Raw genomic sequence first — 25250 nt, forward strand, 5'->3', positions numbered from 1 at the left:
GGGGCTTTTGATTTCAGATTTGCGTCGGCCCCGGCCCTCTCCCCCAGCCCCTCTCCCGCAAGCGGGCGAGGGGTGCAGAGCCGTTGAGTTTGTTATGCCAACTGCGATTCACTCAATTGATGCTCTTCCCCCGCGTAATACGCCCGCACGCGCGGGTCCATTACGCGGCGCCACAGCGGCGGAAACAGTGCCAGCACAATCATCCCGGCATAACCATTGGGCAACTGCGGACTGTCGTCGAAATGGCGCAGCACCTGGTAGCGGCGTTTGGCGTAGGCGTGGTGGTCGGAGTGGCGTTGCAGGTGGAACAGGAACAGGTTGGTCAGCAGGAAATTACTGTTCCATGAGTGATGCGGATTGGTCCGCTCGTAACGGCCGTTGGCCTGTTTGCGGCGGTGCAGGCCGTAGTGCTCGACGTAGTTGACGATCTCCAGCAAGGTCAGCGCCACAAACGACTGGCCGAGGAAAAACAGCGCACCCATCCAGCCAAACGCCAGGCAGAAGCCGAGTAGAAACGTGCCGCTGATGGCATACCACCAGATCAACTCATTGCGCCAATGCAGCGCGGGCAGACCACGGCGTTGCAGGCGCTCTTTCTCCAGCGCCCAGGCATTCAAAAAGTTGTGTTTGTAGGCGTGCGGCAAGAAGGCATACAGGCTTTGGCCGAAGCGCGAGGACGAGGCGTCTTCCGGTGTGGATACATGCACATGGTGGCCGCGCACATGCTCCACCTTGAAACCGGCGTAACACACCGCCGCCAGCAGCAATCCGCCAGCGTTCTGTTCCAGTTGCGGGTCTTTGTGAATGAACTCGTGCGCCACGGTTATGCCGATGGCGCCCGTCACCGTGCCCACCGACAGAACCCAACCCAGCCGGCCAACCCAGCTCCAGGCCTCGTAATGCACAAATGCCCAGCCGGCCCAGGCCAACATGCCCAGCAGAAACGGCACCGTGGCCAGGCTGAGCAGGCGGTAGTAGCCCTGTTTATCCATTTTCGGCACGTCGGCCACTTCATCGGGGTTGGCCGGATCGCGGCCGACAATGGCGTCCAGAATTGGGATAACACAGAACACCACGGTCACCACCAGATAGGCCCAGACGTCGGCGTGGGCGCTACCCAGCGACCAGTAATAACTCATGGGCACGCCCAGCACGGGGATCAGCCAAATCCAATAACCGGCTTTTTTCAGGGCGATCATCCAAGAGGAGGGCAGGAAAGCAAACATGGTGAGCTCCATTGTTTTTAGAGGGGAGTCGACACCTGAAATTGTAGGACAATCACCCTCGGCAAACGCCGTTCCCAGCCCCACCTTTTGGACGGCAAGCCGCTTGGCTGTAACGCTTGCCGCCGCTTGGAGCGGTAACACGCTGTGTTACACTCGCGCCCGTTTTGGCAAGCTACTGCGCTCGGTTATGCGGCGTTAAAAAGCAGGTGAAAAATGCTCATTGGCTATAGCCAACTCCGCTTTTTCCCCAGCTTTTTGCCTTGCGTACCCGTCGCTCGCTACGCTTGCAACTACCTTTCCCCTAAGGACGCTTATGTTCAAAGCACCTGACAGCCTTGCCGAGCAGATTGCTCATCACCTGGCCGAGCGCATCATTCGTGGGGAACTGAAAGAGCGTGAGCGCATTCAGGAGCAGAAGGTCACCCTGGCGCTGAATGTCAGCCGTGGCTCGGTACGCGAAGCGCTGCTGATTCTCGAGCGTCGTCACCTGATCACCATTCTTCCGCGTCGTGGCGCGCACGTGAGCGAGCTGACGCCCCACAACGTCAAAAGCCTCTATGCCCTGGTAATCGAGCTGTACATCCTGCTCGGTTACGCCGTGGCCGAGCGCTGGAAAACCGAGGCCGATTTGCAGCCCTTCGTGGCCATCCAACAGCAATTGATGGCCCATGCCGAAGCCCGCGATATCGACAGTTTTGTGCAGAGCAGCTTCGACGTCATGCGCGCCGCGTTCCCGTTTGCCAACAACCCGTATTTGCAAGAAACCCTGGAAAACCTGCTGCCAGCCATGAGCCGCACGTACCACCTGGCGCTGGAAAAACGCAAAAGCGAGATGAGCCAGTTCCTCAACGCCTTTGCCGGCTTGCTGCAAGCCGTGATCGCACGCGACCCGGCCCAGGTGCGCGAAACCCTTACGGCCTATAGCCAACACAACTGCCAGATGGTGCTTGCCGCCATGGCAGAACGCTAACCGTACCCGGCTAAGGACAGCGCGCTATGCGGCTCAAGTGCATCAAGCTGGCGGGGTTCAAATCCTTCGTCGACCCCACCACCGTGAACTTCCCCAGCAATATGGCGGCGGTGGTCGGGCCCAATGGCTGCGGCAAGTCGAACATCATCGACGCCGTGCGTTGGGTAATGGGCGAAAGCTCGGCGAAGAATTTGCGCGGCGAGTCGATGACCGACGTCATCTTCAACGGCTCCAACACGCGCAAGCCAGTCACCCAAGCCAGCATCGAGCTGATCTTCGACAACAGCGACGGCACCCTGGTGGGTGAGTACGCCGGCTACGCCGAAATTTCCATTCGCCGCCGCGTCACCCGTGACAGCCAGAACACCTATTTCCTCAACGGCACCAAATGCCGGCGCCGCGACATCACTGATATTTTCCTGGGCACCGGCCTGGGCCCGCGCAGCTACTCGATCATCGAGCAGGGCATGATCTCCAAGCTGATCGAAGCCAAGCCCGAAGACCTGCGCAATTTCATCGAAGAAGCGGCCGGCATTTCCAAGTACAAGGAACGCCGCCGCGAAACCGAAAATCGTATTCGCCGCACCCACGAAAACCTGGCACGCCTGACCGACCTGCGTGAAGAGTTGGAGCGTCAGCTCGACCGTCTGCATCGCCAGGCGCAATCGGCGGAGAAGTACCAGGAATACAAAGCCGAAGAGCGTCAGCTCAAAGCGCAGTTGTCGGCGCTCAAGTGGCAGGCGCTGAACGAGCAAGTGGGGCAGCGCGAAGCGATTATCGGCAACCAGGAAATCGGTTTCGAAGCCTTGGTCGCCGAGCAGCGCAACGCTGATGCGAGCATCGAGCGCTTGCGCGACGGCCACCATGAATTGTCTGAGCGCTTCAACCTCGTGCAGGGCCGCTTCTACTCGGTGGGCGGCGATATCGCCCGTGTCGAGCAAAGCATCCAGCACGGCCAGCAACGCCTGCGCCAGTTGCAAGACGACCTCAACGAAGCCGAACGCGCGCGCCTGGAAACTGAATCTCACCTGGGCCACGACCGCACCTTGCTCGCCACCCTCGGCGAGGAGTTGGCGCTGCTGGCGCCGGAGCAGGAAATCACCCACGCCGCCGCTGAAGAAGCTGCCGCCGCGTTGGAAGAATCCGAAAGCGCCATGCAGGGCTGGCAGGGCCAGTGGGACGATTTCAACCTGCGCTCCGCCGAGCCACGGCGCCAGGCCGAAGTGCAGCAGTCGCGCATTCAGCAATTGGAACAAAGCCTGGAACGCCTGGCCGAGCGCCAGCGTCGGCTTAACGATGAATTGGTGCTGCTTTCCGCCGACCCCGAAGACGCCGCCATTCTCGAACTCAGCGAGCAAGTGGCCAGCAGCGAACTGACCCTGGAAGAGCTGCAGCACGCCGAGCAGGCCATGGTGGAACGCCTGGAACAACTGCGCGGCGAACTGCTGCAGGCCGGCCAGGCGCAACAGCAGGCGCAAGGCGAGCTGCAACGCCTGAACGGCCGCTTGGCCTCCCTGGAAGCGTTGCAACAAGCCGCGCTCGACCCAGGCAAAGGCACCGCCGACTGGCTGCGCGAACAACAACTCAACGGACGTCCACGGCTCGCCGAAGGCTTGCGGGTCGAAGCCGGTTGGGAGCTGGCGGTGGAAACCGTGCTCGGCGCCGATCTGCAAGCCGTGTTGCTGGACGATTCGCAGCAGCTAGGTGCGCTCGATTTCGCCAGCTTCGACCAAGGTGATCTGCGCCTGCTCAGCCCCGCCAAGGGCGGCGCGCGGGTGGCTGGCAGCCTGCTCGATAAAGTCGAAGCCAGCGTCGATCTGGCGCCCTGGCTGGCTAAGGTCAAACCGGTCGACACGCTGGATGACGCGTTGACGCTGCGCGCTCAGTTGGGCGAGGGCGAGAGCCTGATCAGCCGCGATGGCTATTGGGTCGGCCGGCATTTTCTGCGGGTGCGTCGCGCCAGCGAGGCCGAAAGTGGTGTGCTGGCCCGCGGTCAGGAAATCGAGCGGTTGGGGCTTGAACGCGATGAGCGTGAAGCCAACCTGGCGAGCCTCAATGAACGCTTGCAAACGCTGCGCGAAACCCAGCAGCACCATGAGCAAAGCCGCGAAGAACAACGCCGCCGTCTGCAAGACGAAGCGCGCCGTCAGGGCGAGCTGAAGGCGCAATTGTCGGCAGGCCAAGCCAAGGTCGAACAACTGACCCTGCGCCGTCGTCGGCTCGACGAAGAACTGGTCGAATTGGGCGAGCAGCGCGCCATCGAGGCCGAACAGCTCGGCGAAGGGCGTCTTCAGCTGCAAGATGCGCTCGACGCCATGGCCCTCGACACCGAACAACGCGAAGTATTGATGGCCCAGCGCGACGCCCTGCGCGAACGCCTCGACCGTGTGCGCCAGGAAGCCCGCCAGCATAAAGACCATGCGCACCAGTTGGCCGTGCGCCTCGGCTCGCTCAAGGCGCAACACGACTCCACGCGCCAGGCGCTTGAGCGTCTGGAATTGCAGGCCGAACGCCTGCACGAAAAACGTGAACAGCTGAACCTCAACCTCGACGAAGGGGCTGCGCCGCTGGAAGAGCTGCGCATGAAGCTCGAAGAGTTGCTCGATAAACGCATGGGCGTGGAAGACGAACTGAAATTCGCCCGCCTGGCCCTGGAAGACGCCGACCGCCAACTGCGCGACGCCGAAAAACGCCGCACCTCGGCCGAGCAGCAGTCGCAATTGCTGCGCACCCAGCTGGAACAGCAGCGCATGGAATGGCAATCGCTGACCGTGCGCCGCAAAGCCATTCAGGACCAGCTGCTGGAAGACAACTACGACCTGCACGGCGTGCTGGGCACGTTGCCGAGCGAGGCCAGCGAGAAATCGTGGGAAGAAGAGCTCGAACGCCTGGCCGCGCGTATTCAAAGACTGGGGCCGATCAACCTGGCCGCCATCGACGAGTACCAGCAGCAGGGCGAGCGCAAGCGCTACCTCGACGCGCAGGACGCCGATCTGGTGGAAGCGCTGGACACTTTGGAAAACGTCATCCGCAAAATCGACAAAGAAACCCGCAACCGCTTCAAAGAAACCTTCGACCAAATCAACGGTGGGTTGCAGGCGCTGTTCCCGAAAGTATTTGGCGGCGGCAATGCCTACCTGGAACTGACCGGCGAAGACTTGCTCGATACCGGCGTGACCATCATGGCGCGCCCGCCAGGCAAGAAGAACAGCACCATTCACCTGTTATCCGGTGGCGAAAAGGCACTCACTGCGTTGGCCCTGGTGTTTGCCATTTTCAAACTCAATCCGGCACCGTTTTGCATGCTCGACGAAGTGGATGCGCCGCTGGACGACGCCAACGTCGGGCGCTATGCGCGTCTAGTAAAGGAGATGTCAGAAACGGTGCAATTCATCTATATCACCCACAATAAAATCGCCATGGAAATGGCCGATCAGTTGATGGGCGTAACAATGCATGAACCTGGCTGCTCGCGGCTTGTCGCAGTAGATGTCGAAGAAGCCTTGGCTTTGGTGGAGGCATAACGCGTACAGCGGTGTAAAGTTGCCTTTCGTCGTGCTAGCTTATTGCCCACTATTTTTTATATGCAGGAAATGTCTGTCAGAACATGGAGTTGATACACGCAGGCTGAAGTTCTGACGGCAGTTTTTATCGGATCATCGGGTTGAGTCACAGGGCGGATGCCCTTCTTTATTATTATTATTTTTTCAGGGGCTACAGAATTACATGGAAATCGGTCTGCGGGAGTGGCTGATCGTCATCGGCATCATTGTTATCGCTGGCATTCTGTTTGATGGCTGGCGGCGCATGCGCGGTGGTAAAGGCAAGTTGAAATTCAAGTTGGACCGCAGTTTCTCCAACCTTCCGGACGACGACGGCGCGCCTGAATTGCTGGGCCCGCCGCGTGTTCTCGACCGCCACACTGAACCCAAAGTCGAAGAAGAAGATTTGCCGGCCATGAGCCCGCGCGAATTGAATCGTCGTCGCGGCAAAGTGGTTGAGCCAAGCCAAGGCGATTTGAATCTGGGCATCGAAGAGCCGGTGCCAACCCTGCTGAATCCGGTTGACGACGTTGAACCGAAAAAACGTAATCCCAGCGTGCCGCAAGACAGCAAAGACCTGCCGCCCGTAGAAGAAGTGCTGGTCATCAACGTAGTTGCCCGCGAAGGCGAAGGCTTTAATGGCCCGGCGCTGTTGCAGAACATTTTGGAAAGTGGCCTGCGTTTTGGCGAGATGGATATTTTCCACCGTCACGAAAGCATGGCCGGCAATGGCGAAGTATTGTTCTCCATGGCCAACGGGGTTAAACCCGGCACATTTGATTTGGACGATATCGACCACTTCAGCACCCGCGCCGTGAGTTTCTTCCTTGGCTTGCCGGGTCCGCGTCATCCTAAACAGGCATTTGATGTGATGGTTGCGGCGGCCCGTAAGTTGGCCCATGAATTGAGCGGCGAGTTGAAAGATGACCAACGCAGTGTGATGACCGCGCAAACCATCGAACACTACCGCCAGCGCATCGTTGAATTCGAGCGCAAAGCGCTGACCAATAAGCGCTGATAGCCAGCCGCTGTTTTTTGTAGGAGCGAGCTTGCTCGCGAAGCTGTTAGAGCAATCGCCAGCAAGCTACCTCCTACGCAGATCTAGAATGACTGAGCAGCTTCGGCTGCTCTTTTTCGTTTCGAGACTTCCGTTATGACCGACGCCCAGACCGCCGCCACCCGTATCGCCCAACTGCGTAGCGAGTTGGACATGCACAACTACCGCTACCACGTGCTGGACGAACCGAGCATTCCGGACGCCGAGTACGACCGCCTGTTCCACGAACTGAAGGCGCTGGAAGCCGAACACCCGGAACTGGTCAGCCCCGACTCGCCCACGCAACGCGTCGGCAGCCTGGCGCAATCGGCCTTTGGCGAAGTGAAGCACGAAGTGCCGATGCTCAGCCTCGGCAACGCCTTCGCTGAAGAAGACCTGCTGGATTTCGACCGCCGCGTGCGCGAAGGCCTGGCCGACGAACTTCCGGCCGGCGACCTGTTCGGTGCCGGTGCCACTGTGGAATACAGCTGCGAACCCAAACTCGATGGCCTGGCCGTAAGCCTGCTGTACCGCGACGGTAAGCTGGTGCGCGGCGCCACACGAGGCGACGGCAGCACCGGCGAAGACATCAGCGCCAATGTACGCACGGTGCGCAACATTCCGCTCAAACTGCACGGCAGCGGCTGGCCCAGCGTGCTGGAAGTGCGCGGCGAAGTGTTTATGTCCCGCGCCGGTTTCGAACGCCTTAATGCCAGCCAGTTGGAGCAGGGCGGTAAAACCTTCGCCAACCCGCGCAACGCCGCCGCTGGCAGTTTGCGCCAGCTGGACTCCAGCATCACCGCCAAGCGCCCGTTGGAATTCTGCTGCTACGGCATCGGCCAGGTGCAAGGCGAATTACCCGACACCCACATCGGCATTCTTAATGCGCTCAAAGACTGGGGCATGCCCATCAGCCGCGAGCTGAAACTGGCCAAGGGCGCGCAGGAATGTTTGGACTACTACCGCGCCATCGGCGAAAAACGCGACGCGCTGGCGTATGAGATCGACGGCGTGGTGTTCAAGGTCAACAACCTGGCCTGGCAGCGCGAACTGGGCTTTCGCGCCCGCGAACCGCGCTGGGCCATCGCTCACAAATTCCCCGCCAGCGAAGAGCTCACCGAGTTGCTCGCCGTGGAATTCCAGGTCGGCCGCACCGGCGCGGTTACGCCGGTGGCGCGCCTGCGTCCGGTCAAAGTGGCCGGCGTGATGGTCGCCAACGCCACGCTGCACAACATGGACGAAGTGGCGCGCTTGGGCGTGATGGTCGGCGATACCGTGATCATCCGCCGCGCCGGCGATGTGATTCCGCAGGTGGTGCAAGTGGTGCTCGACCGCCGGCCTGCTGATGCCAAACCCGTGCACGTGCCGGAGCAGTGCCCTGTGTGCGGCTCGCACGTTGAGCGCACGCAACTGATCAAACGCAGCAAGGGTCGCGAAACCGTTAGCGAAGGGGCCGTGTACCGCTGCGTCGGCCGTCTGGCGTGCGGCGCCCAGCTCAAGCAGGCAATCATTCACTTTGTCTCGCGCCGTGCCATGGACATCGACGGGCTGGGCGACAGAACCATCGAGCAACTGGTGGACGAAGGCCTGATCCATTCGCCGGCTGATCTGTACAAACTGACCTTCGACCAGATTGTCGAACTCGAAGGTTTCGCCGAGCTGTCGAGCAAAAACCTGCTGACCGCCATCGAAAACAGCCGCAAGCCGGACCTGGCGCGCTTCATCTTTTCCCTCGGCATTCCCGACGTCGGCGAAGAAACCGCCAAGGTGCTCGCCCGGTCGCTGGCCTCGGTGGCGCGCATAAAACAGGCGTTACCCGAAGTGCTCACCTACCTGCCAGACGTGGGCCTTGAAGTGGCTTATGAGATTCATGAATTCTTCAGCGACAGCCACAACCAGAGCGTGATCGAGCAGCTTGAACAGGTGCTCGATATTCAGGGCCAGGGCGATCTGGGCGCCGAGTATGCCGCCAGCACCACACTGGCCGGGTTGCTGGACAAATTGCATATTGCTTCCGTTGGCCCCACCGGCGCGAAAACCCTTGCAGCCAAGTTTGGCGAGTCGCTGCAAAAGGTGCTCGACGCCGACTGGCTCGACCTGCGCCAAGCCCTGAGTGAAAAGCCCGCGAATGCCGTGCGCGAGTTCTTCGCCGTCGCCGAAAACCGTGAACGCGCGCTGAAAATCGAAGCGCAGCTGCGCGAATTTGGCATGCACTGGGACAGTGAAAAGCGCGTGGTCGAAGGGCTGCCGCTGGCTGGGCAAACCTGGGTGCTGACTGGCAGTCTGGAAATCATGAGCCGCGACATTGCCAAGGAAAAGCTGGAAAGCCTGGGCGCCAAGGTGGCGGGTTCGGTATCGGCGAAAACCACCTGCGTAGTGGCCGGGCCGGGAGCGGGTTCGAAGTTGGCCAAGGCCAATGAACTGGGTGTGAAGGTGCTCGACGAAGCCGAGTTTTTGCGGGCGTTGGCGGGGTATGGCATCGAGGCTTGACCCTGCTAACCAATCGCGGCTAAAGCCGCTCCTACAGGTGGTGCGATGTAGGAGCGGCTTTAGCCGCGATGCTGCTCAGCCGATCCTCAGTTGATCGCGTCATTCAATGCCTTGGCCGGCACGTACTTGATCACTTTCTTCGCAGCAATTTCGATCGCCTTGCCGGTCTGCGGGTTGCGGCCGGTGCGGGCAGGGCGGTCGGCGACTTTCAGTTTGCCGATGCCCGGCAAGGTGATTTCGTCGTAATTCTCTAGCGCGTCGCTGACGATCTCGCTCAGTTGCTCCAAGACCGCGCGGACGGTCGCCTTGGAGGCGTCGGTGGCTTCGGCGATATCGCTGATCAACTGGTCTTTGCTCATGGCCATGCTGGCTGTTCCTTTAAACGGTTACTGAAAGGGTGCTGCGCGAAAGCCGGCACGCTAGCACAAAAGCCCTGGCCAATCAGGCACCTCCGGCATTTTTCCCTGCGACCTTCAGGCGCCGCCACGGCTGGCCGATAGCCTCACAAGCGTGGTGTGCGGCGGTGATCTCAGAATGCCTCCAACGCGCCCGATAAAAACGCGGCGAGCGTCTACGCTTGCAAAGAGTTGTTCTGTCGCTTGGAGAATCATCATGCTGCGCGTGTTTGCCGACTTGGGTTTCCGCTGGAAAATTGCCCTGCCCATTCTGGTGCTGGCGGTGCTGCTGGTACTGATGGGCGTGCTGGGGGTGCGAGGCATTACTCAGGTCGCCGATTCCAGCGGCAAGCTGACCAACCGTTATCTGCCCGCCATCAGTCTGTTGCTCAATGCTGACCGCGATCTGTATCAAGCGTTCGTGGCCGAACGCAGCTTGCTTGATGAAGCCGCCGGCGAGCACATCGCCGGGCTGAAAACCTCCCATGGCGAGAACATGCAGCAGGCTTACGACCGCGTGCATAAATACGCCGCCATGGACCCCAGCCCCGAGGCCCAAGCCTTGGTCGCCCAGTTCGACCAGGGTTATGCGACCTGGAAGGCCACCTCGCTCAATGTCGTGCAGTTGGCGGGCAGCGACCCCGACGCCGCCAGCGCGCTGAGTTTCGGCACCAGTGAAACGCAGTTCGAAGCCATGCGCGACGCCATCGACAAGCTCGGCGAGCTTGAAGATGCCGCCGCCAATGCTGAAGGCACCGCCGCCATTACCCAAGGTAAAGAGCTCAGTTGGCAGCAAGGCGGCATCGTCGCGTTCGGCCTGCTGGTGTGCCTGATTCTGGTGGTGGGCTTCCCGATTCTGGTGACTCGTCCGTTGGAAAACCTGCTGCACCGCATCGAACAAATCGCCGATGGCGACGGCGATTTGCGCGTGCGCTTGGACGTGTTGTCCCGTGACGAGCTGGGCCAGCTAAGCGCGGCGTTCAACCGCTTCCTCGACAAGCTGCAGCCGCTGATCAAAGAGGTTGGCCGCGTCACCGGCGAAGTGGCTGCCTCGGCGCAAAACCTGGCCGGCATGGCCGCCGCCAACGACCGCTTGATCAGCAGCGAACACGCCGCCGTCGACCAGGTCAGCACCGCCGCCACCGAAATGAGCGCAGCGGTCAATGAAGTCGCGCGCAACGCGCAGAACGCCGCCGACGCCGCGCGTACTGCCGAAGTGCAATCGCGCGAAGGCGCTCAGGTGGTCGGCGCGACCATTAGCGCCATGCGCCAGCTGGCCCAGGAGGTAGAAAGCGCTTCCGGCACCATCCAGACCCTTGAACAGGAAACCGCCAACATCGGCGCGGTGCTGGCGGTGATCAAAGGCATCGCCGAACAGACCAACTTGCTCGCGCTGAACGCTGCTATCGAAGCCGCGCGGGCAGGGGAGCAGGGGCGAGGTTTTGCGGTGGTCGCCGACGAAGTGCGCGCCCTGGCCGCCCGCACGCAAGACTCGACCAAAGACATTCAGAACATGATCGAACGCCTGCAAGTGGGCGTGCAGAACGCCGTGAAGGCGATGGACTCGGGCAGCATCAAAGCGCGGGACAGCGTCGACCGCGCGGCGGGTGTCGACCAGATTTTGTCTGAGTCCAGCGACTCGGTCGGGCGCATCAATGACATGGCCGCGCAAATCGCCACGGCTTGTGAAGAGCAAAGCAGCGTCACCGAAGAAATCGCCCGCAACATCAGCGACATTCGCGAACTGTCCAATGAAGCGGCGGCGACGTCAGAGAAAAGTACCGAAGCCAGTCAACGCCTCTCTGAGCTGTCGACTGGGCTGGCAAAACTGGTGGGAAGCTTCCGAGTGTAAAAGGCAGGTGCGGCCTGACGCGTAAAACGTCCTACACATGAATTTCACTACCCGTTTGATTTTTAAGGGTTAATTAAAAAGCCAGGGCAAACGACCTGGCTTTTTGCTTGTGCTTGCGCCGGCACAGGTCACGTTAGGCTTTTCCCCGCGTGAACGATTTCAATCACTTGGGACCTGCCATGAAAACTGTCTTTTTGTATTGTGCCTTATCGCTGGCGGCCGCCTGCCTGCCCGCAACGGCCCAGGCTATCGGGCTGGCGGATTTCACCCTGACCCCCAATGCCGCCATCCTCGACTTCAACCGCCACCAGCTCGCCAACGTCACTCCGCAAGACTGCGCGCTGGCCTGCCAGGGCACCTACGCCAGTTGGTGTACCTCCTTCGATTACCACAAGAGCGCCAGAAAATGCGACCTGAGTGACAAACGCGCCGGTGGCGTCGGCGGCCTCAAGACCAACTACGCCGGCAACCCTTACGACCATTATGCTCTGAGAACCAACGCGCTCCCGGCCTACACCCACACGCGCAACGCCGCCATCGACGGCCACAACGTCGAGTCCCTGTCCAACGTATCAATCGAGGACTGCGCAGCCGCCTGTTCCAATGCCAGTCGCGCCGGCTGGTGTATTTCGTTCGACTACTACAAATACAGTTGGCAATGCGACTTGAGCGACAAGCGCGCCGACGGGGTAGGCGGCTTGAAAACCAACTATTCGGGCCACCCGTATGATCACTACTCACTCAAGTCAAACGCACTGCCGGCCTACACCTTCGTGGCCAATGCAGCCATCGAAGGCCACAACGTTCAGCACCTTCAGGACGTGTCCCCCGAAGACTGCGCCAGCGCCTGTTCAAACCCCAGCCGCGTTAGTTGGTGCAAATCCTTTGACTATTACACCCACAAGAAAGAATGTGACCTGAGCGACAAGAGGGCCACCGAGGTCGGTGGATTGAGAGGCAACTATTGGGGCTACGACCACTACTTCGTGGGCCAGCGCGAAGGCGTTCCCAACCCGGTCCCCGGCAAAAAGCATGTGCTGTTCATCGGTATTGACGGCCTGCGAGGTGATGCGTTGTTTTGCAAAGGCTGCGCGGTTACGCCGGCCTTGACCGCCCTCGCAAACGGCGGCGCCTTCCACGGAAATGTGTTGGCCGGTGGGGTGCAATCCACCTTCAGTGGACCTGGATGGGCGACCACCTTCACCGGCTTCTGGGCCAGTCAGCACGGCGTAACGAGTAACGACACTGGCTTGCCGATGCGCAAGCCCCACGTGTTCGATCTGCTCAAGACGGCCTACCCAACCGCCACGGTGGGTGTGGTAGGCGACTGGTACAACATCACCCACAACCTCAAGCCGACCAAAGCCGATTTCGTGTTTGCCAACCGCAGCAAAGACTCCCAGCAGGCCACGGACACCGTGAAAAACTGGTTGAAGTGGAAACACGCACCGACTGCCATCTTCTATTACCTGCACGACGTGGATATTCATGCCAACAGCTACGCGCCGTTGAACGCCTACTACCAGAGCAAAATCCGCGCGGCGGATGCCCAGATTCAGCAAGTAATCGATGCGTTGGCAGCGCGCTCTACCTATGCCGAGGAAGAGTGGCTGATCGTGGTCACCTCCGACCACGGCGGCCAGGGCAGCGGCCACGGCGGCCAAAGCGCGGGGGAGCGCAGCACCCCGCTTATTCTCAACAACAGCTACAAAAACCCGACCAAGCTGCGTTACTGCGTTGGCGATTTGTCCGCTACGCCGATGCTGCAAGTGGATGGCAGCGCGCCGCATATTCTTGATTTTTTCCGGTTGCCCAACCAGACGGAAGGCCGCAAGCACCCTGCGTGCGGGGCGAGCTGAACCGCAGACCAGCACCGCACCCTGTCAGCGTGGCGCCTGTATAACCGAAAGGGCGGGGGCGCCGCGCTGTTCAGGCATCCCGCCTTGCGCCAGGCATAGGTTGAGTCAATACCGAGCAGCAACTTTGCGTATGGATTTGATAGTCGCGCGGTCATCTCGCTTTTCTACCGTGCGAACTCCCTTCATCGCCACGGAACCGCCATGAAACCTGTCTTCCTGCGCCTGACCTTCACGCTTGTTGCCGCCTGGCTGGCGCCTGTCGCCCACGCCAGCGGGCTGGCCGATTTCACCCTGACACCCAACGCCGCCATTTCCGGCTACAACCGCGAAAACCTCACAGCCGTCACCCCGCAGCAATGCGCCGAGGCCTGCCAGGCTAGTGATCGCTCAGGCTGGTGCGTGTCGTTCGACTTCGACCGAACCACCAGCGCCTGCGACCTCAGCGACAAACGCGGCAGCGACGTGGGCGGGCTGAAAACCGACTACAGCGGCAACCCCTACGACCATTACTCGCTCAAGCCGGACCCGCTGGTAAATTTCTCGCGGGTTACCAATGCGGCCATTTCCGGCTACAACGTCGAGAACCTGAAAAACGTCACCCCAAAAGACTGCGCGAGCGCCTGCACCGATGCCAGCCGCAGCAGTTGGTGCAAATCCTTCGACTTCAACAAGACCACCAGCGCTTGCGACCTCAGCGACAAACGCGCCAGCGACGTCGGCGGGCTGAAAACCAACTACGCCGGCAACCCGTACGACCATTATTTTCTGGTAGCGGGCGAAGGCATCGCCAACCCGGTGCCCGGCAACAAACACGTGCTGTTTATTGGCATGGATGGCCTGCGCGGCGACGCCCTGTTTTGCCAAGGTTGCGCAGCCACGCCGGCCCTCAGTGCATTGGCCGATGGCGGCGCCTTTCACCGCAACGTGTTGGCCGGCGGCGTGCAGGACACCGTCAGCGGCCCCGGTTGGGCCAGCGCCTTCACCGGCTTTTGGGCCGACGCCCATGGCGTGACGAGCAATACGATTGATCTGGCCATGCGCAAACCGCACGTGTTCGATCTGCTGAAGCAGCAGTACCCGACCGCTACCGTTGGCGTGGTGGGCGACTGGTTCAACATCACCCACAACCTCAAACCCGTCGGTGCCGACTTCGTGGTTGCCAACAGCGCGAAGAACTCCCAGCAGGCCACCGACACCGTGAAAGGCTGGCTTGCGTGGAAAAACCCGCCCACGGCGATTTTCTACTACCTGCACAACGTCGATATCCATGCCGCCAGCTATGAGCCGATGAACGCGTTCTACCAAAGCAAAATCCGCGGCGAAGATGCGCAGATCCAACAGGTGCTCGACACCCTTGCCGCGCGCCCGGGCTACGCCAACGAAGAATGGCTGATCGTGGTCGCCTCCGATCATGGCGGCACCGGTAGCGGCCACGGTGGGCAAAGCGCGGGCGAGCGCAGCACCATCCTGATCCTCAACAACAGCTACCAGAACCCCGGCAAAACCGCGTACTGCGTCGGCGACCTGAGCGCCACCCCGCTGTTGCAAGTGGATGGCGTGACGCCGCACATCCTCGACTTCCTCGGCCTGCCGAACGCCACCGCCGGGAAAAAATACCCCGGCTGCGGACGCTAAGCCGTGCATCGCAAGTGCTTGTAGTGGATGCGTTTTTAAACCGCACGAGGCGGTTGTAAGTTCCAAACAAGCCGGTACAATGGCGCGGCCTTCAGCCTTGAAGGCACGCGTTATGGTGACCCCCATCGGTCCCCCCGCAACGATTACCCGTTAACCTGGTCAGGTCCGGAAGGAAGCAGCCACAGCGGGAACATTGTGTGCCGGGGTGTGGCTGGTGGGGGTTGCCTCCTTCTGAAATCCTGGTTTTTTCTCTCTTGTTTCCCTCTCCTGTTAATACGCCCCGTCCGGCGCGCGTTTTGTTGCCCCGCGTGTGGGTGTCTCGCTATCCAGCGCCGGGAAACTAATCTGCCACCATTGAACGGTCCTACAGCTTTGTAGGAAGATTACGAAATAGCTGTATGTGCATACAGTCTTTCGCTTTCTTCCTCGCTGCCAAGGACACGCCCCGATGTCGCGTAGTTTGTTCCTGCTGTGCCTGCTGTTTTCCCTCGCCCTGAATGTTTCCCACGCCGCGCCCCGTACGTTTGCCGAAGCCAAGAAAGCCGGCTGGAAGCTGTATGCCTCCAACCCGGTTGAGTTCTATTGCGGGTGTCGGTTTTCCGGGAACAAGGTGGATTTGAAAAGCTGTGGTTATGTGCCGCGCAAGAATGCCCAGCGCGCTTCGCGGGTGGAGTGGGAGCACATTGTGCCGGCGTGGGTGATTGGGCATCAGCGCCAGTGCTGGCAGAAGGGTGGACGCTCCAACTGCGCGCGCTCGGACCAGACCTACCGCCTGGCCGAGGCTGATTTGCACAATTTGGTGCCCAGCGTTGGTGAGGTGAATGGCGACCGCAGTAACTTCGGCTACGGCTGGTTGCCGCAGAAGCCAACGCAGTACGGCGCCTGCCCGATGGTGGTGGATTTCAAGGCGCGCAAAGCCATGCCCCGGCCGCAGGTGCGCGGCATGGTGGCGCGCACGTATTTTTATATGAGCCAGCGTTACGGCCTGCGTTTGTCCAAGCAGGACAAGCAGCTTTATACGGCGTGGAATAAGCAGTACCCGGTGAAGCCGTGGGAATTGGCGCGCAATCAGAAGGTGGCGTGCGTGATGGGGCGCGGCAATCCGTATGTCGGCAAGGTCGACCTCAAGGCGTGTCGCTGAACACGCCTTGAGCGCTGTCAGCCGCCCAGGCGCACGGCCAGGGCGGCGAGGGTGATCAGCAGCACCGGCAAGGTCAGCACGATGCCGACCTTGAAGTAATAACCCCAGGTAATGCGAATGCCTTTGCGCGCCAGCACATGCAGCCAGAGCAAGGTGGCCAGGCTGCCGATGGGAGTGATTTTCGGGCCCAGGTCACAGCCGATGACGTTGGCGTAAATCATCGCTTCGCGTACTACGCCAACGGCGGCGGAGTCTTGAATCGACAAGGCGCCGATCAGCACGCTGGGCAGGTTGTTCATGACCGATGACAGCAGCGCCGTGGTCACGCCGGTGCCCATGGCCGCAGCCCACACGCCGTGTTTGGCAAAATAATTCAGCAGTTGCGTCAGGTAGGCGGTAAGGCCGGCGTTTTTCAGGCCGTACACCACCAAATACATACCCAGCGAAAACACCACGATTTGCCACGGTGCGTCGCGCAGCACGCGGCGCGTGGGAATCACGTGGCCATGGGCGGCCACGGCGTACAGCGCGGCGGCGCAAGCGCCGGCGATCACGCACACCGGAATGCCCAGCGGTTCCAGCGCAAACAAGCCGATCAGCAACACCACCAGCACGCCGACGCCGACGGCAAAGGTCGGCCGGTCGCGAATGGCATCGGCCGGCAGCTTGAGGTCTTCGGTGGCATAGGCGAGCGGAATGTCGCGGCGAAAAAACAGGTACAGCACGCCCAGCGTGGCGGCCACGCTGACCACGTTCACCGGCACCATGACGGCGGCGTAGTCGTTGAAGCTGAGCTTGAAGTAGTCGGCCGACACGATGTTCACCAGGTTCGACACCACCAGCGGCAGGCTGGCGGTATCGGCGATAAAGCCGGCTGCCATCACAAATGCCAGGGTCGCAGCGGGGGAAAAGCGCAGGGCTAACAACAGGGAAATAACGATGGGCGTGAGAATCAGCGCCGCGCCGTCGTTGGCAAACAAGCCCGACACCGCCGCACCCAGCAGCACGGTGAAGGCAAACAGTCGCCGACCGTTGCCCCGTGCCCAACGCGCCACATGCAGCGCCGCCCATTCGAAAAAACCGGCCTCATCGAGAATCAGGCTGATAACGATCAGGGCAATAAAGGTGGCGGTGGCGTTCCAGACGATTGCCCACACCGTGGGAATGTCATGCAGCCCGACCACGCCAAACGCCAACGCCAGCAGCGCGCCGACCGACGCCGACCAACCGACGCCGAGGCCTTTGGGCTGCCAGATAACCAAGAGCATGGTGAAGGCGAAGATGAGGAAAGCGGTCAGCATGGTTCGGCTCGGGCGGGGACGGGTGGGCGATATCAGCGTATTTCGTGCGGGTTCGCAAGCGGCGTTGTTCGAGGGGCGGGGGTGGCTGGGTGGTAGACGTGGTTTGGGAGCGGTGGCGCGCTAAAAGGCATCGCGGCTGAAGCCGCTCCTACAGGGTGGCGCGGGATTTTTGGAGGCGTGGTCCGGTTCGGAACTCTGGATCCCCGCGTTCGCGAGGATGACGGTGGTTGTGTCGGGAACTTTCGTTATTTCTGCACGGGCGGTGGTTTGACGATTCAAAATTCAGGCTTGCTGACTTTGCGCGGCGGCTACGGTTGCACCGTAATCACCGGTGGTTTCCATTGGCCGTTGGCCACTTCGGGTTGGGGTTGGTACAACCGCAACACGCCGTAAAATGGGCCGGGCGGCACGGGCAGCCAGTTGCTTTCAAGCGCAATGCCCGGCGTTAGGCGTTGCAGGTACAGGGTCAGGCCGCCATCCGGGTCGCGTTGCAGGCGGTTGAGCATTCGCGAGTTCACCAGGTAGCGGTTCAGGCGGTTGTCGATCAGCAGTTTGGTGTTGGCGTCGTACAGCGTCAGCGACCAGAACGCATCCACCGGCGGCAATTGATCCTTGGCAAAGTGCAGGGCGTATTGCTTGCGCAGGCCGTTGAGCGGCTGTTGGTATTCGTCGTTGAAGTAGCCGATGAAGTTCGCTTCGTCGGCCGAGGCGGCAAACAGCGCAACGGCGGCGCCGGCGTAACGGCCCAGGTAATTGTTGGCCAAATGCTCGCGGTCGCCGAACAGCTCGGTGGTGGGAATCAGCCCGGTGTCGACTTCCGAACTCTTAAATGCGGCGAATTCGGCCCGCGCCGCATCGATACCGGCTTGCAGGGCTTTGTATTGCGTAGCCGTCAGGCGGTCTTCGATAAACGGTTGGTCGCTGTCGATGCCGATATTGGCAAAGCGCCGACGCAGGCCGACTTCAGAAGGGTGCGGCGGTGCAAAGCGCAGCAGAAAATCCATCAGCCGAAAGGCCGTCGGCGTGGCAGTGGTGTCGGGGCTTGGCACCGGCCAGTCGAGTCTTGGCGCCGTGGGCCGGGCCTCCAGCTTGAGGAAGCTGCTCAGCGGTTTCAGGGTGTAACCCTGCTGCACGCGGCGCATCTTGGCCATATCGCTGGGGTCGAACAGTTGGGTGCGGTAGAGCGCGTAAACGATGCTGCTCTCGCTGCGGATTACCTGGTCGACGTCTGCCGGCGTCGCACCTTGCCAGTCGGGCCCTGCAATCAAATAGCGGCCGCCTTTGCGCCCGGTGGTGCGGCTGCCGAGGTAGGCAAAATTGTGGGTGAAAATATCGGTCAGTTGCACCGAGAAGTAGCGGTTGCTGTCCACTGCCGGCAAGGTCATGACGATGGGTTCGGCGCGCAGATCAAGCCAGGCGAAGGAATAGCGGGTGTCGGCAATAGGCGACTGCACCGCCGTGGTTTTGCCGTTGTAGACATCGCTGTTGTGCGACACCCGATTGAACGGCGCCTGGTACGCCGTGCTTTCGGTGTCAACGGCCTGGATATACAGCGTTTTGTACAGCTCAAGCATGGGATAGCCGTAAATGTAGGCGTCTTTGGCAATGGCCTCGGCTTCCAACGGCTCAACTTTTACTTCGGCTTGCGCGCTACTGCTCAGCGACAGGCCTAGGTACAGCGCAAGCAACGCAAGTGATTTCATGCAGGGCGCCTGTGGCAGATGGGGGCGGTTTCACGTATTCGCTGCACTACCATTGTCGAACCGTCCTGGCTTCAGGGATAAAGAGCAGCGTTCCGTTAAAGGGGTTCCGTGTATATGTCTAGCATTCCCGCCGCACTCTTGCGCTCGGCGCTGGTGTTTGCGCTTTTGACCGGCGGCGCACAGGCCGCCGACTGGCCGTTGACATGCTTTTATTCGCCGGGCGATAGCGACGAAGGCCTGACCCCGTTCGAACATTGCGCCCGGCGCACCGGCACTGCTGTGGAACTGGCGCATGAGCATTTCAAACGCATGGACTTCGACGAAAACGGCCTTGCCAGCGTGGGCATCGACGGCGACATGTACTACATCAACCGCCAGGCCAAGCTTCTGCATGTGCTGACCTTCGACAACGGCGCCGACTACTTCGAAGAGGGGCTGGTACGCGCCTGGGTCAACGGCAAGGTCGGCTATTACGACGTAAACCTGAACCCTGTTATTGCAGCCACCTACGACTGGGGCACGCCATTCGAACAAGGCCGCGCCCAGGTGTGCCAAGGCTGCACTCGTGGTCCGTCCGATGGCGATGGGCATTGGGCAATGGCTGGCGGGAAATGGGGCGTAATTGACCGCACGGGGAAACTGGTGGAGCCGTTGCGTTAAGTTGGCCTTAACGCAACGGCCTCCATTTTCTGTTTCTTATCAAGGCTGGCGTGTCGGCGATTCAATCGTAGAAGGCAACGGTAGCTTTCAACTGTTCGGAAAAGCCGTATATGTCGTCGAGAGAGTTAATGGGATGTCGGGTTTCGTTTTTATCTTGGTCGAATACACCGAGGTACTTCTGGCTACGATTAAAATGAAGCCGGCAAAGCGGTTTACGGTTGTTGTCATCAAGCAATACTCCGAAGTAGCTCTGCGTATCGCGATGAATAATTCGTTTGGCTTCGACCACAGTCCTAATAATGGCTTTAACGATGTGAAATCCCTCCAGCTCGTCCAGCGTCGTCTGAATTAAGTCGGCTTCGCTCTCTTCAGGCTTATCTGCGCTCTCGACCACTGCCGCTGGCGCTATTGCATACGCAGGCAGAGGTGCTCCACTCATAGCTGATTTCAAGCGATCATTAACTTGGTCGCTCAGAAACTGCGCAGTGGCCTTGCGCGTTAACGTCGCGAACTGTTCTCGCACTTTTTGCGTGATCATTCCGTCATACACGCGGGTCGCAAAAAACTTCACGAAATCATCGTCGGGCTGATTGAATTGATGAGCGATGGCCTTCTTTATTTGCCCGACGTACTTGAGTTCTCCGGCAGCGCTGATTATCGAGTCCACGTCGAAGGCAGATTTAGTCAGCTTTTGTAGTTCAGGTACGGCGTGCTCATCAATGTCCAGAAGATCAAGTTCAAGAAACGGCTTCTCATCCATTTTGTTGGGCGCGTCAAGATCGGTGAAAAATCGATATATCTGCCCATTCGTTAAGATCGATATCCGCGCGCTTGTAACGTGGAAGTACCTGAACAGCTGGCTTGCGTGATTGATGCTGAGTGGCTCACCAATTTTTTTGCATTCGATTAGGATCTGAATCTGACCATTTTTAAGGATGGCGTAATCGATCTTCTCACCCTTCTTCGTACCCACATCGCATACGTATTCCGGCGTCACCTCTGAAGGGTCGAAAACATCGTAACCAAGCACAGAGTTTATAAACGGCATGACGAAAGCGATTTTCGTGGCTTCTTCCGTTTGGATCGTTGCGCTCTGCTGGCGCACCTTCGAGGACAGCGCGTTAAGTCTTTCTAGAAATTCCATCTCACACTCCTTGTAGGAATCGTGAGCGTAGTTTCTGCTTACGCAGCTGGCAATTTGAGATCAGGCCGGGCTGAATTTTCCTTCGCCCCAACCTCATTAGTCGGTCTGTTCTGAGGTTCGGGCTAACCGCTCACCGTTTTCCAATTTGGCCAGAATCCGGTCCAGCCGCTCGGTGATCGCTTGGTCGATTTTTTCGTGCAGGCGCATGATTTCCAGCTCGGCGCGCAGGTTCACTTCGAAGTCGAGGCTTGCGGCAAGGCGGTCTTTGGCGGCTTGTCGGTTCTGGCTCATCATGATCACCGGCGCCTGAATGGCGGCGACAGTGGAGAGCATCAGGTTGAGGAAAATATAAGGGTAGGGGTCGAAGGCCATGCCGAAGTGGGCGAGCACGTCGGTGTTGAGCAGCATCCAGCCGAGCAGAATGACGGTGAAGGCGATGATGAACGACCACGAACCGCCGATCTCTGCCACGCGGTCCGACAAGCGCTGGCCGAAGGTTGAGATGTCGTCTGCGGCATCAGCGGCGTCGCGGCTGACCGGGCGGTGGTCGGTCATGTGTTCCAACACACTGACTTCTTCCGGGTCGAGCGCGGCGTGATCCTTGCCGAGAAAACGGTTTGCCAGTTGGTCGAGCGAGTGTTTGTTGGCAGCCATAACGGGAAATCCCTGAAAGGTATGGAGCGGGCCGAAGCGGCCGGCAAACGGTTTATACGCCTTGTGCCCGGCGCCGGCTCGCTAAAAAGGTTTGTCTGCCACTGAGCGCAAGCGCGACCTGCCGGGCTGTGCGCCAAGTCGGATGCAATTTGCCCCGTGCTCCGCTAGGATTAGCCCCACTTTTCTTGCCCCCCAGTTGCGACGGTTTTCGATGAGTTATCAGGTTCTTGCACGTAAATGGCGTCCGCGCTCGTTCCGCGAAATGGTCGGCCAGACCCATGTGCTCAAGGCTCTGATCAACGCGCTGGACAGCCAGCGCCTGCACCACGCCTATCTGTTCACCGGCACCCGCGGCGTGGGCAAAACCACCATCGCGCGCATCATCGCTAAATGCCTGAACTGTGAAACCGGCATCAGCTCCACGCCGTGTGGCACCTGTTCGGTGTGTAAAGAGATTGATGAAGGCCGCTTTGTCGACCTGATCGAAGTCGACGCCGCCAGCCGCACCAAGGTGGAAGACACCCGCGAGCTGCTCGACAACGTGCAATACGCGCCCAGCCGTGGCCGCTTCAAGGTCTACCTGATCGACGAAGTGCACATGCTCTCGTCGCACTCGTTCAATGCCTTGCTGAAAACCCTCGAAGAGCCGCCACCCCACGTTAAATTCCTGCTGGCCACCACCGACCCGCAGAAGCTGCCCGTCACCATTCTTTCCCGCTGCCTGCAGTTCTCGCTGAAGAACATGCCGCCTGAGCGTGTGGTCGAGCATTTGACCCACGTTTTGGGTGTGGAACAGGTGCCGTTTGAAGACGATGCCCTGTGGTTGCTGGGCCGCGCCGCCGATGGTTCGATGCGCGACGCCATGAGCCTGACTGACCAGGCCATTGCCTTTGGCGAGGGCAAAGTGTTGGCCGCCGACGTGCGCGCCATGCTCGGCACGCTGGATCACGGCCAGGTGTACGGCGTGTTGCATGCGCTGCTGGAAGGTGACGCGCGGGCGCTGATCGAAGCCATTCGGCACCTGGCCGAGCAGGGGCCGGACTGGGCTGGCGTGCTGGCAGAAATTCTCAACGTGTTGCACCGCGTCGCGATCGCCCAGGCATTGCCGGAAGCGGTGGACAACGGCCAGGGCGACCGTGACCGTGTGTTGGCACTGGCTCAGGCATTGCCTGCCGAAGACGTGCAGTTCTATTACCAGATGGGCCTGATCGGCCGCCGCGATTTACCGCTGGCGCCGGACCCGCGCGGTGGCTTTGAAATGGTGCTGCTGCGCATGTTGGCCTTCCGCCCGGCGGATACGGGCGATGTGCCGAGGGTGGCGCTAAAGCCACTCGGGATTAGCCAGGCCACTGCTGATCCCCGACCTAACCCAGTGGCCGGCGCAGCTATGGCCGCGCCGGTTGCACCTATTGCAGCGCCTGAACCTGTGGCGCCAACGCCAGCGCCAATCCCTGAGCCCCAGGTCGTTGCGCCGCAGCCGCAGCCGGAACCTGAGCCTGCGCCCGTCGTTGCCGTGGTTGCGCCACACCCTCAGCCCGAGCCCCAGCCGGAACCCGTAGCGGCTGCCCCCATCGATTTGCCGTGGGAAGAGCAAAAACCTGCGGCCGTTGCCCCTGTTCCGGTTCCCGAACTCATCGCAGTGCCTGCCGAGGTCGCCCCGGCGCCGTTGCTGCCTGCGCCTGCGCCGGTCGCCGTGCAAACTGAAGCCGCCGTGGTCATCAACACGCCGGCCGATGTCAGCGACGACGATGACGACGAGCCGCCGCCCGGCGACGACGATTACTACATTGCCGAAGGCGAAACCGACGCCTACCTCGATGCGCTGGATTCCATGGGCATCGATGCCCCAGCCCCGGCGGAACTGGCGCCATTGCCCGCCGCCAAACCGGCCACGGGCCTGGCCGCTGAGTGGCTGGAGTTGTTCCCGCGCCTGGGCATCACCGGCCTCACCGGCAGCATCGCCGCCAACTGCAGCCTGGTGGCGGTAGACGGCGACACCTGGACCCTGCACCTGGACCCCGGCCAAAGCGCGCTCTTTAATGCTACTCAGCAGCGGCGTTTGAACGAGGCGCTGGATGCCTACCACAAGCGTCCGATCAAACTGGAAATCGAGCTGCGCACGCCCGAGCAGGAAACCCCGGCTCAGGCCGCAGCCCGCAAGCGCGCGAACCGGCAGCGTTCGGCGGAGGCGTCGATTCATGACGATCCGCTGATCAAAGAAATGATTCAGCAATTCGCCGCGACCATTCGCGACGGCACCATTGAGCCTGTGGACGCCCCCGTGGCGTCGTGAAGCATTACTTAACGTGAGGTGATTCCCATGATGAAAGGTGGCATGGCCGGCCTGATGAAGCAGGCGCAGCAGATGCAAGAAAAGATGGCCAAGATGCAGGAAGAACTGGCCAACGCCGAAGTGACCGGCCAAGCCGGCGCTGGGCTGGTGAGCGTGGTAATGACCGGGCGTCATGACGTCAAACGCATCACCCTCGACGACAGCCTGATGCAGGAAGACAAGGAAGTACTCGAAGACCTGATCGCCGCAGCCGTTAACGATGCGGTGCGTAAGGTGGAGCAAAGCAGCCAGGAGAAAATGGGCGGCATGACCGCCGGCATGCAGCTCCCCCCCGGCTTCAAAATGCCTTTTTGATTGATCGACGCGCCCAGGCGATGCACAAGGCGGCGTTGCCGGTGAACTCGGCGTCCTCATGGGCTTGAGCCCACTGCGGGGCCTCGCTCACCGGCGCCTTGCCCTGTACATCGCCTGAGCACGCCGGATGCTTGAAGCCTCCCTCACAACAAAGCGCTGATCCTGTAGGAGCGGCTTTAGCCGCGATGCTCTTGATGCAAAAAGCATCGCGGGTAAAGCCGCTCCTACAATGAAACCTTTGTCGTGTGGGAGAGGCTTTAGCCTCGATGCTTTTAATGTCCCGTCATTGTTCATTCCGGATTCCCACCCATGAGCTTCAGCCCGCTGATCCGCCAACTCATTGATTCGCTGCGCATTCTTCCCGGCGTCGGGCAGAAGACTGCTCAGCGCATGGCGTTGCAGATGCTGGAGCGTGATCGCAGCGGCGCACTGCGCCTGGCGCAGGCGTTAACCCAGGCGATGGAAGGCGTTGGCCATTGCCAGCAATGCCGAACGCTGAGCGAAGATGCCATTTGCCAAACCTGCCAAGACCCGCGCCGCGACGACAGCGTGCTGTGCGTGGTGGAAGGGCCGATGGACGTAAACGCGGTCGAACAGACGGGCTTTCGTGGCCGCTACTTCGTGCTCAAGGGCCATCTCTCACCGCTCGACGGCCTGGGCCCGGAAGCCATTGGCGTGCCCGAGCTGCTGGCGCGCATCGAGGCGGGCAACTTCGCCGAGGTGATTCTGGCCACCAACCCCACGGTTGAAGGCGAAGCCACGGCCCACTACATCGCCCAATTGCTCAGCAATAAAGGCTTGATCGCCTCGCGCATTGCCCACGGCATGCCGTTGGGCGGCGAACTGGAGCTGGTCGATGGCGGCACCCTGGCCCACGCGCTGGCGGGGCGGCGGCCGATCAATCTGTAGTTTTGCGGCTCGGCACATCTAGAGCTAGCAATTCGCGCTTGAGAAGAATTACCATTTGCGCATTAATCTTGAGCAATGGGTTTTCA

At 60.5% G+C, this 25250-nt stretch carries 18 protein-coding genes, 1 other RNA gene and 1 pseudogene; 14 read left to right on the plus strand and 6 right to left on the minus strand.

Going from position 1 to position 25250, the window contains the following annotated elements:
* Positions 1-92: 92 nt before the first annotated feature.
* Positions 93-1226 carry an alkane 1-monooxygenase gene (locus tag AC0IW7_RS05630; protein ID WP_471816336.1) on the minus strand — a complete coding sequence of 378 codons (1134 nt, stop codon included), beginning with the start codon at positions 1224-1226 and terminating at the stop codon, positions 93-95.
* A 313-nt stretch (positions 1227-1539) separates the two neighbouring features.
* Here AC0IW7_RS05630 and AC0IW7_RS05635 point away from each other — a divergent pair, with 313 nt between their 5' ends.
* The 4 genes from AC0IW7_RS05635 (at position 1540) to ligA (ending at position 9264) form a co-directional block, all read left to right on the plus strand.
* Positions 1540-2196 (plus strand): GntR family transcriptional regulator, encoded by a 657-nt coding sequence (locus AC0IW7_RS05635; RefSeq protein ID WP_471816337.1) that lies wholly within the window; start codon positions 1540-1542, stop codon positions 2194-2196.
* 26 nt (positions 2197-2222) lie between these two features.
* Entirely contained in the window at positions 2223-5720 is a 3498-nt protein-coding gene (smc, locus tag AC0IW7_RS05640; protein WP_471816339.1) for a chromosome segregation protein SMC, read from the plus strand.
* A gap of 202 nt (positions 5721-5922) precedes the next feature.
* Positions 5923-6756 (plus strand): cell division protein ZipA, encoded by an 834-nt coding sequence (zipA, locus tag AC0IW7_RS05645; protein ID WP_463382257.1) that lies wholly within the window; start codon positions 5923-5925, stop codon positions 6754-6756.
* A gap of 135 nt (positions 6757-6891) precedes the next feature.
* Positions 6892-9264, plus strand: coding sequence for an NAD-dependent DNA ligase LigA (gene ligA / locus AC0IW7_RS05650; protein ID WP_471816341.1), 2373 nt, complete (start codon positions 6892-6894; stop codon positions 9262-9264).
* Positions 9265-9350: 86 nt separating this feature from the next.
* Here the strand turns inward: ligA and AC0IW7_RS05655 are convergent, their stop codons facing one another.
* Positions 9351-9629 (minus strand): HU family DNA-binding protein, encoded by a 279-nt coding sequence (locus tag AC0IW7_RS05655; protein WP_463541684.1) that lies wholly within the window; start codon positions 9627-9629, stop codon positions 9351-9353.
* A 247-nt stretch (positions 9630-9876) separates the two neighbouring features.
* Between AC0IW7_RS05655 and AC0IW7_RS05660 the strand changes: the two are divergent.
* From AC0IW7_RS05660 to AC0IW7_RS05685, 6 genes and pseudogenes are all read left to right on the plus strand, one after another.
* Positions 9877-10605, plus strand: a pseudogene (locus tag AC0IW7_RS05660) (MCP four helix bundle domain-containing protein); the annotation flags it as partial.
* A 201-nt stretch (positions 10606-10806) separates the two neighbouring features.
* Positions 10807-11511, plus strand: coding sequence for a methyl-accepting chemotaxis protein (locus AC0IW7_RS05665; RefSeq protein WP_471816568.1), 705 nt, complete (start codon positions 10807-10809; stop codon positions 11509-11511).
* Between the two features lie 179 nt (positions 11512-11690).
* Positions 11691-13370, plus strand: a complete 1680-nt coding sequence (locus tag AC0IW7_RS05670; protein WP_471816342.1) for a PAN domain-containing protein — start codon at positions 11691-11693, stop codon at positions 13368-13370.
* A gap of 201 nt (positions 13371-13571) precedes the next feature.
* On the plus strand, positions 13572-15005 hold the full coding sequence (locus AC0IW7_RS05675) for a PAN domain-containing protein (RefSeq protein WP_471816343.1): 1434 nt from the start codon (positions 13572-13574) through the stop codon (positions 15003-15005).
* A gap of 123 nt (positions 15006-15128) precedes the next feature.
* Positions 15129-15225, plus strand: an RNA gene (gene ffs / locus AC0IW7_RS05680) — signal recognition particle sRNA small type.
* A gap of 228 nt (positions 15226-15453) precedes the next feature.
* Positions 15454-16146, plus strand: a complete 693-nt coding sequence (locus AC0IW7_RS05685; RefSeq protein ID WP_471816345.1) for an endonuclease — start codon at positions 15454-15456, stop codon at positions 16144-16146.
* Between the two features lie 17 nt (positions 16147-16163).
* Here the strand turns inward: AC0IW7_RS05685 and AC0IW7_RS05690 are convergent, their stop codons facing one another.
* Both AC0IW7_RS05690 and AC0IW7_RS05695 read right to left on the minus strand, forming a co-directional pair.
* Positions 16164-17447, minus strand: coding sequence for an arsenic transporter (locus AC0IW7_RS05690; RefSeq protein WP_471816347.1), 1284 nt, complete (start codon positions 17445-17447; stop codon positions 16164-16166).
* A 308-nt stretch (positions 17448-17755) separates the two neighbouring features.
* Complete coding sequence (locus AC0IW7_RS05695; protein ID WP_471816349.1) at positions 17756-19150, minus strand: DUF1254 domain-containing protein; 1395 nt, start codon at positions 19148-19150, stop codon at positions 17756-17758.
* A gap of 114 nt (positions 19151-19264) precedes the next feature.
* Here AC0IW7_RS05695 and AC0IW7_RS05700 point away from each other — a divergent pair, with 114 nt between their 5' ends.
* Entirely contained in the window at positions 19265-19810 is a 546-nt protein-coding gene (locus AC0IW7_RS05700) for a WG repeat-containing protein (RefSeq protein WP_471816350.1), read from the plus strand.
* Between the two features lie 61 nt (positions 19811-19871).
* On the opposite strand, the gene AC0IW7_RS05705 is transcribed toward AC0IW7_RS05700, so the two are convergent.
* Positions 19872-20954, minus strand: a complete 1083-nt coding sequence (locus AC0IW7_RS05705) for a type I restriction endonuclease (protein ID WP_471816352.1) — start codon at positions 20952-20954, stop codon at positions 19872-19874.
* A gap of 96 nt (positions 20955-21050) precedes the next feature.
* Positions 21051-21608 (minus strand): DUF1003 domain-containing protein, encoded by a 558-nt coding sequence (locus AC0IW7_RS05710; protein ID WP_471816353.1) that lies wholly within the window; start codon positions 21606-21608, stop codon positions 21051-21053.
* A 211-nt stretch (positions 21609-21819) separates the two neighbouring features.
* On the opposite strand from AC0IW7_RS05710, the gene dnaX reads away from it, so the two are divergent.
* The 3 genes from dnaX (at position 21820) to recR (ending at position 25164) form a co-directional block, all read left to right on the plus strand.
* On the plus strand, positions 21820-23901 hold the full coding sequence (gene dnaX / locus AC0IW7_RS05715) for a DNA polymerase III subunit gamma/tau (RefSeq protein ID WP_471816355.1): 2082 nt from the start codon (positions 21820-21822) through the stop codon (positions 23899-23901).
* Between the two features lie 27 nt (positions 23902-23928).
* Positions 23929-24255, plus strand: coding sequence for a YbaB/EbfC family nucleoid-associated protein (locus AC0IW7_RS05720; RefSeq protein WP_122451450.1), 327 nt, complete (start codon positions 23929-23931; stop codon positions 24253-24255).
* Between the two features lie 309 nt (positions 24256-24564).
* Positions 24565-25164, plus strand: coding sequence for a recombination mediator RecR (gene recR / locus AC0IW7_RS05725; RefSeq protein ID WP_122496936.1), 600 nt, complete (start codon positions 24565-24567; stop codon positions 25162-25164).
* Positions 25165-25250 lie beyond the last annotated feature (86 nt).

The sequence above is a fragment of the Pseudomonas sp. AC229 genome, assembly GCF_979254655.1.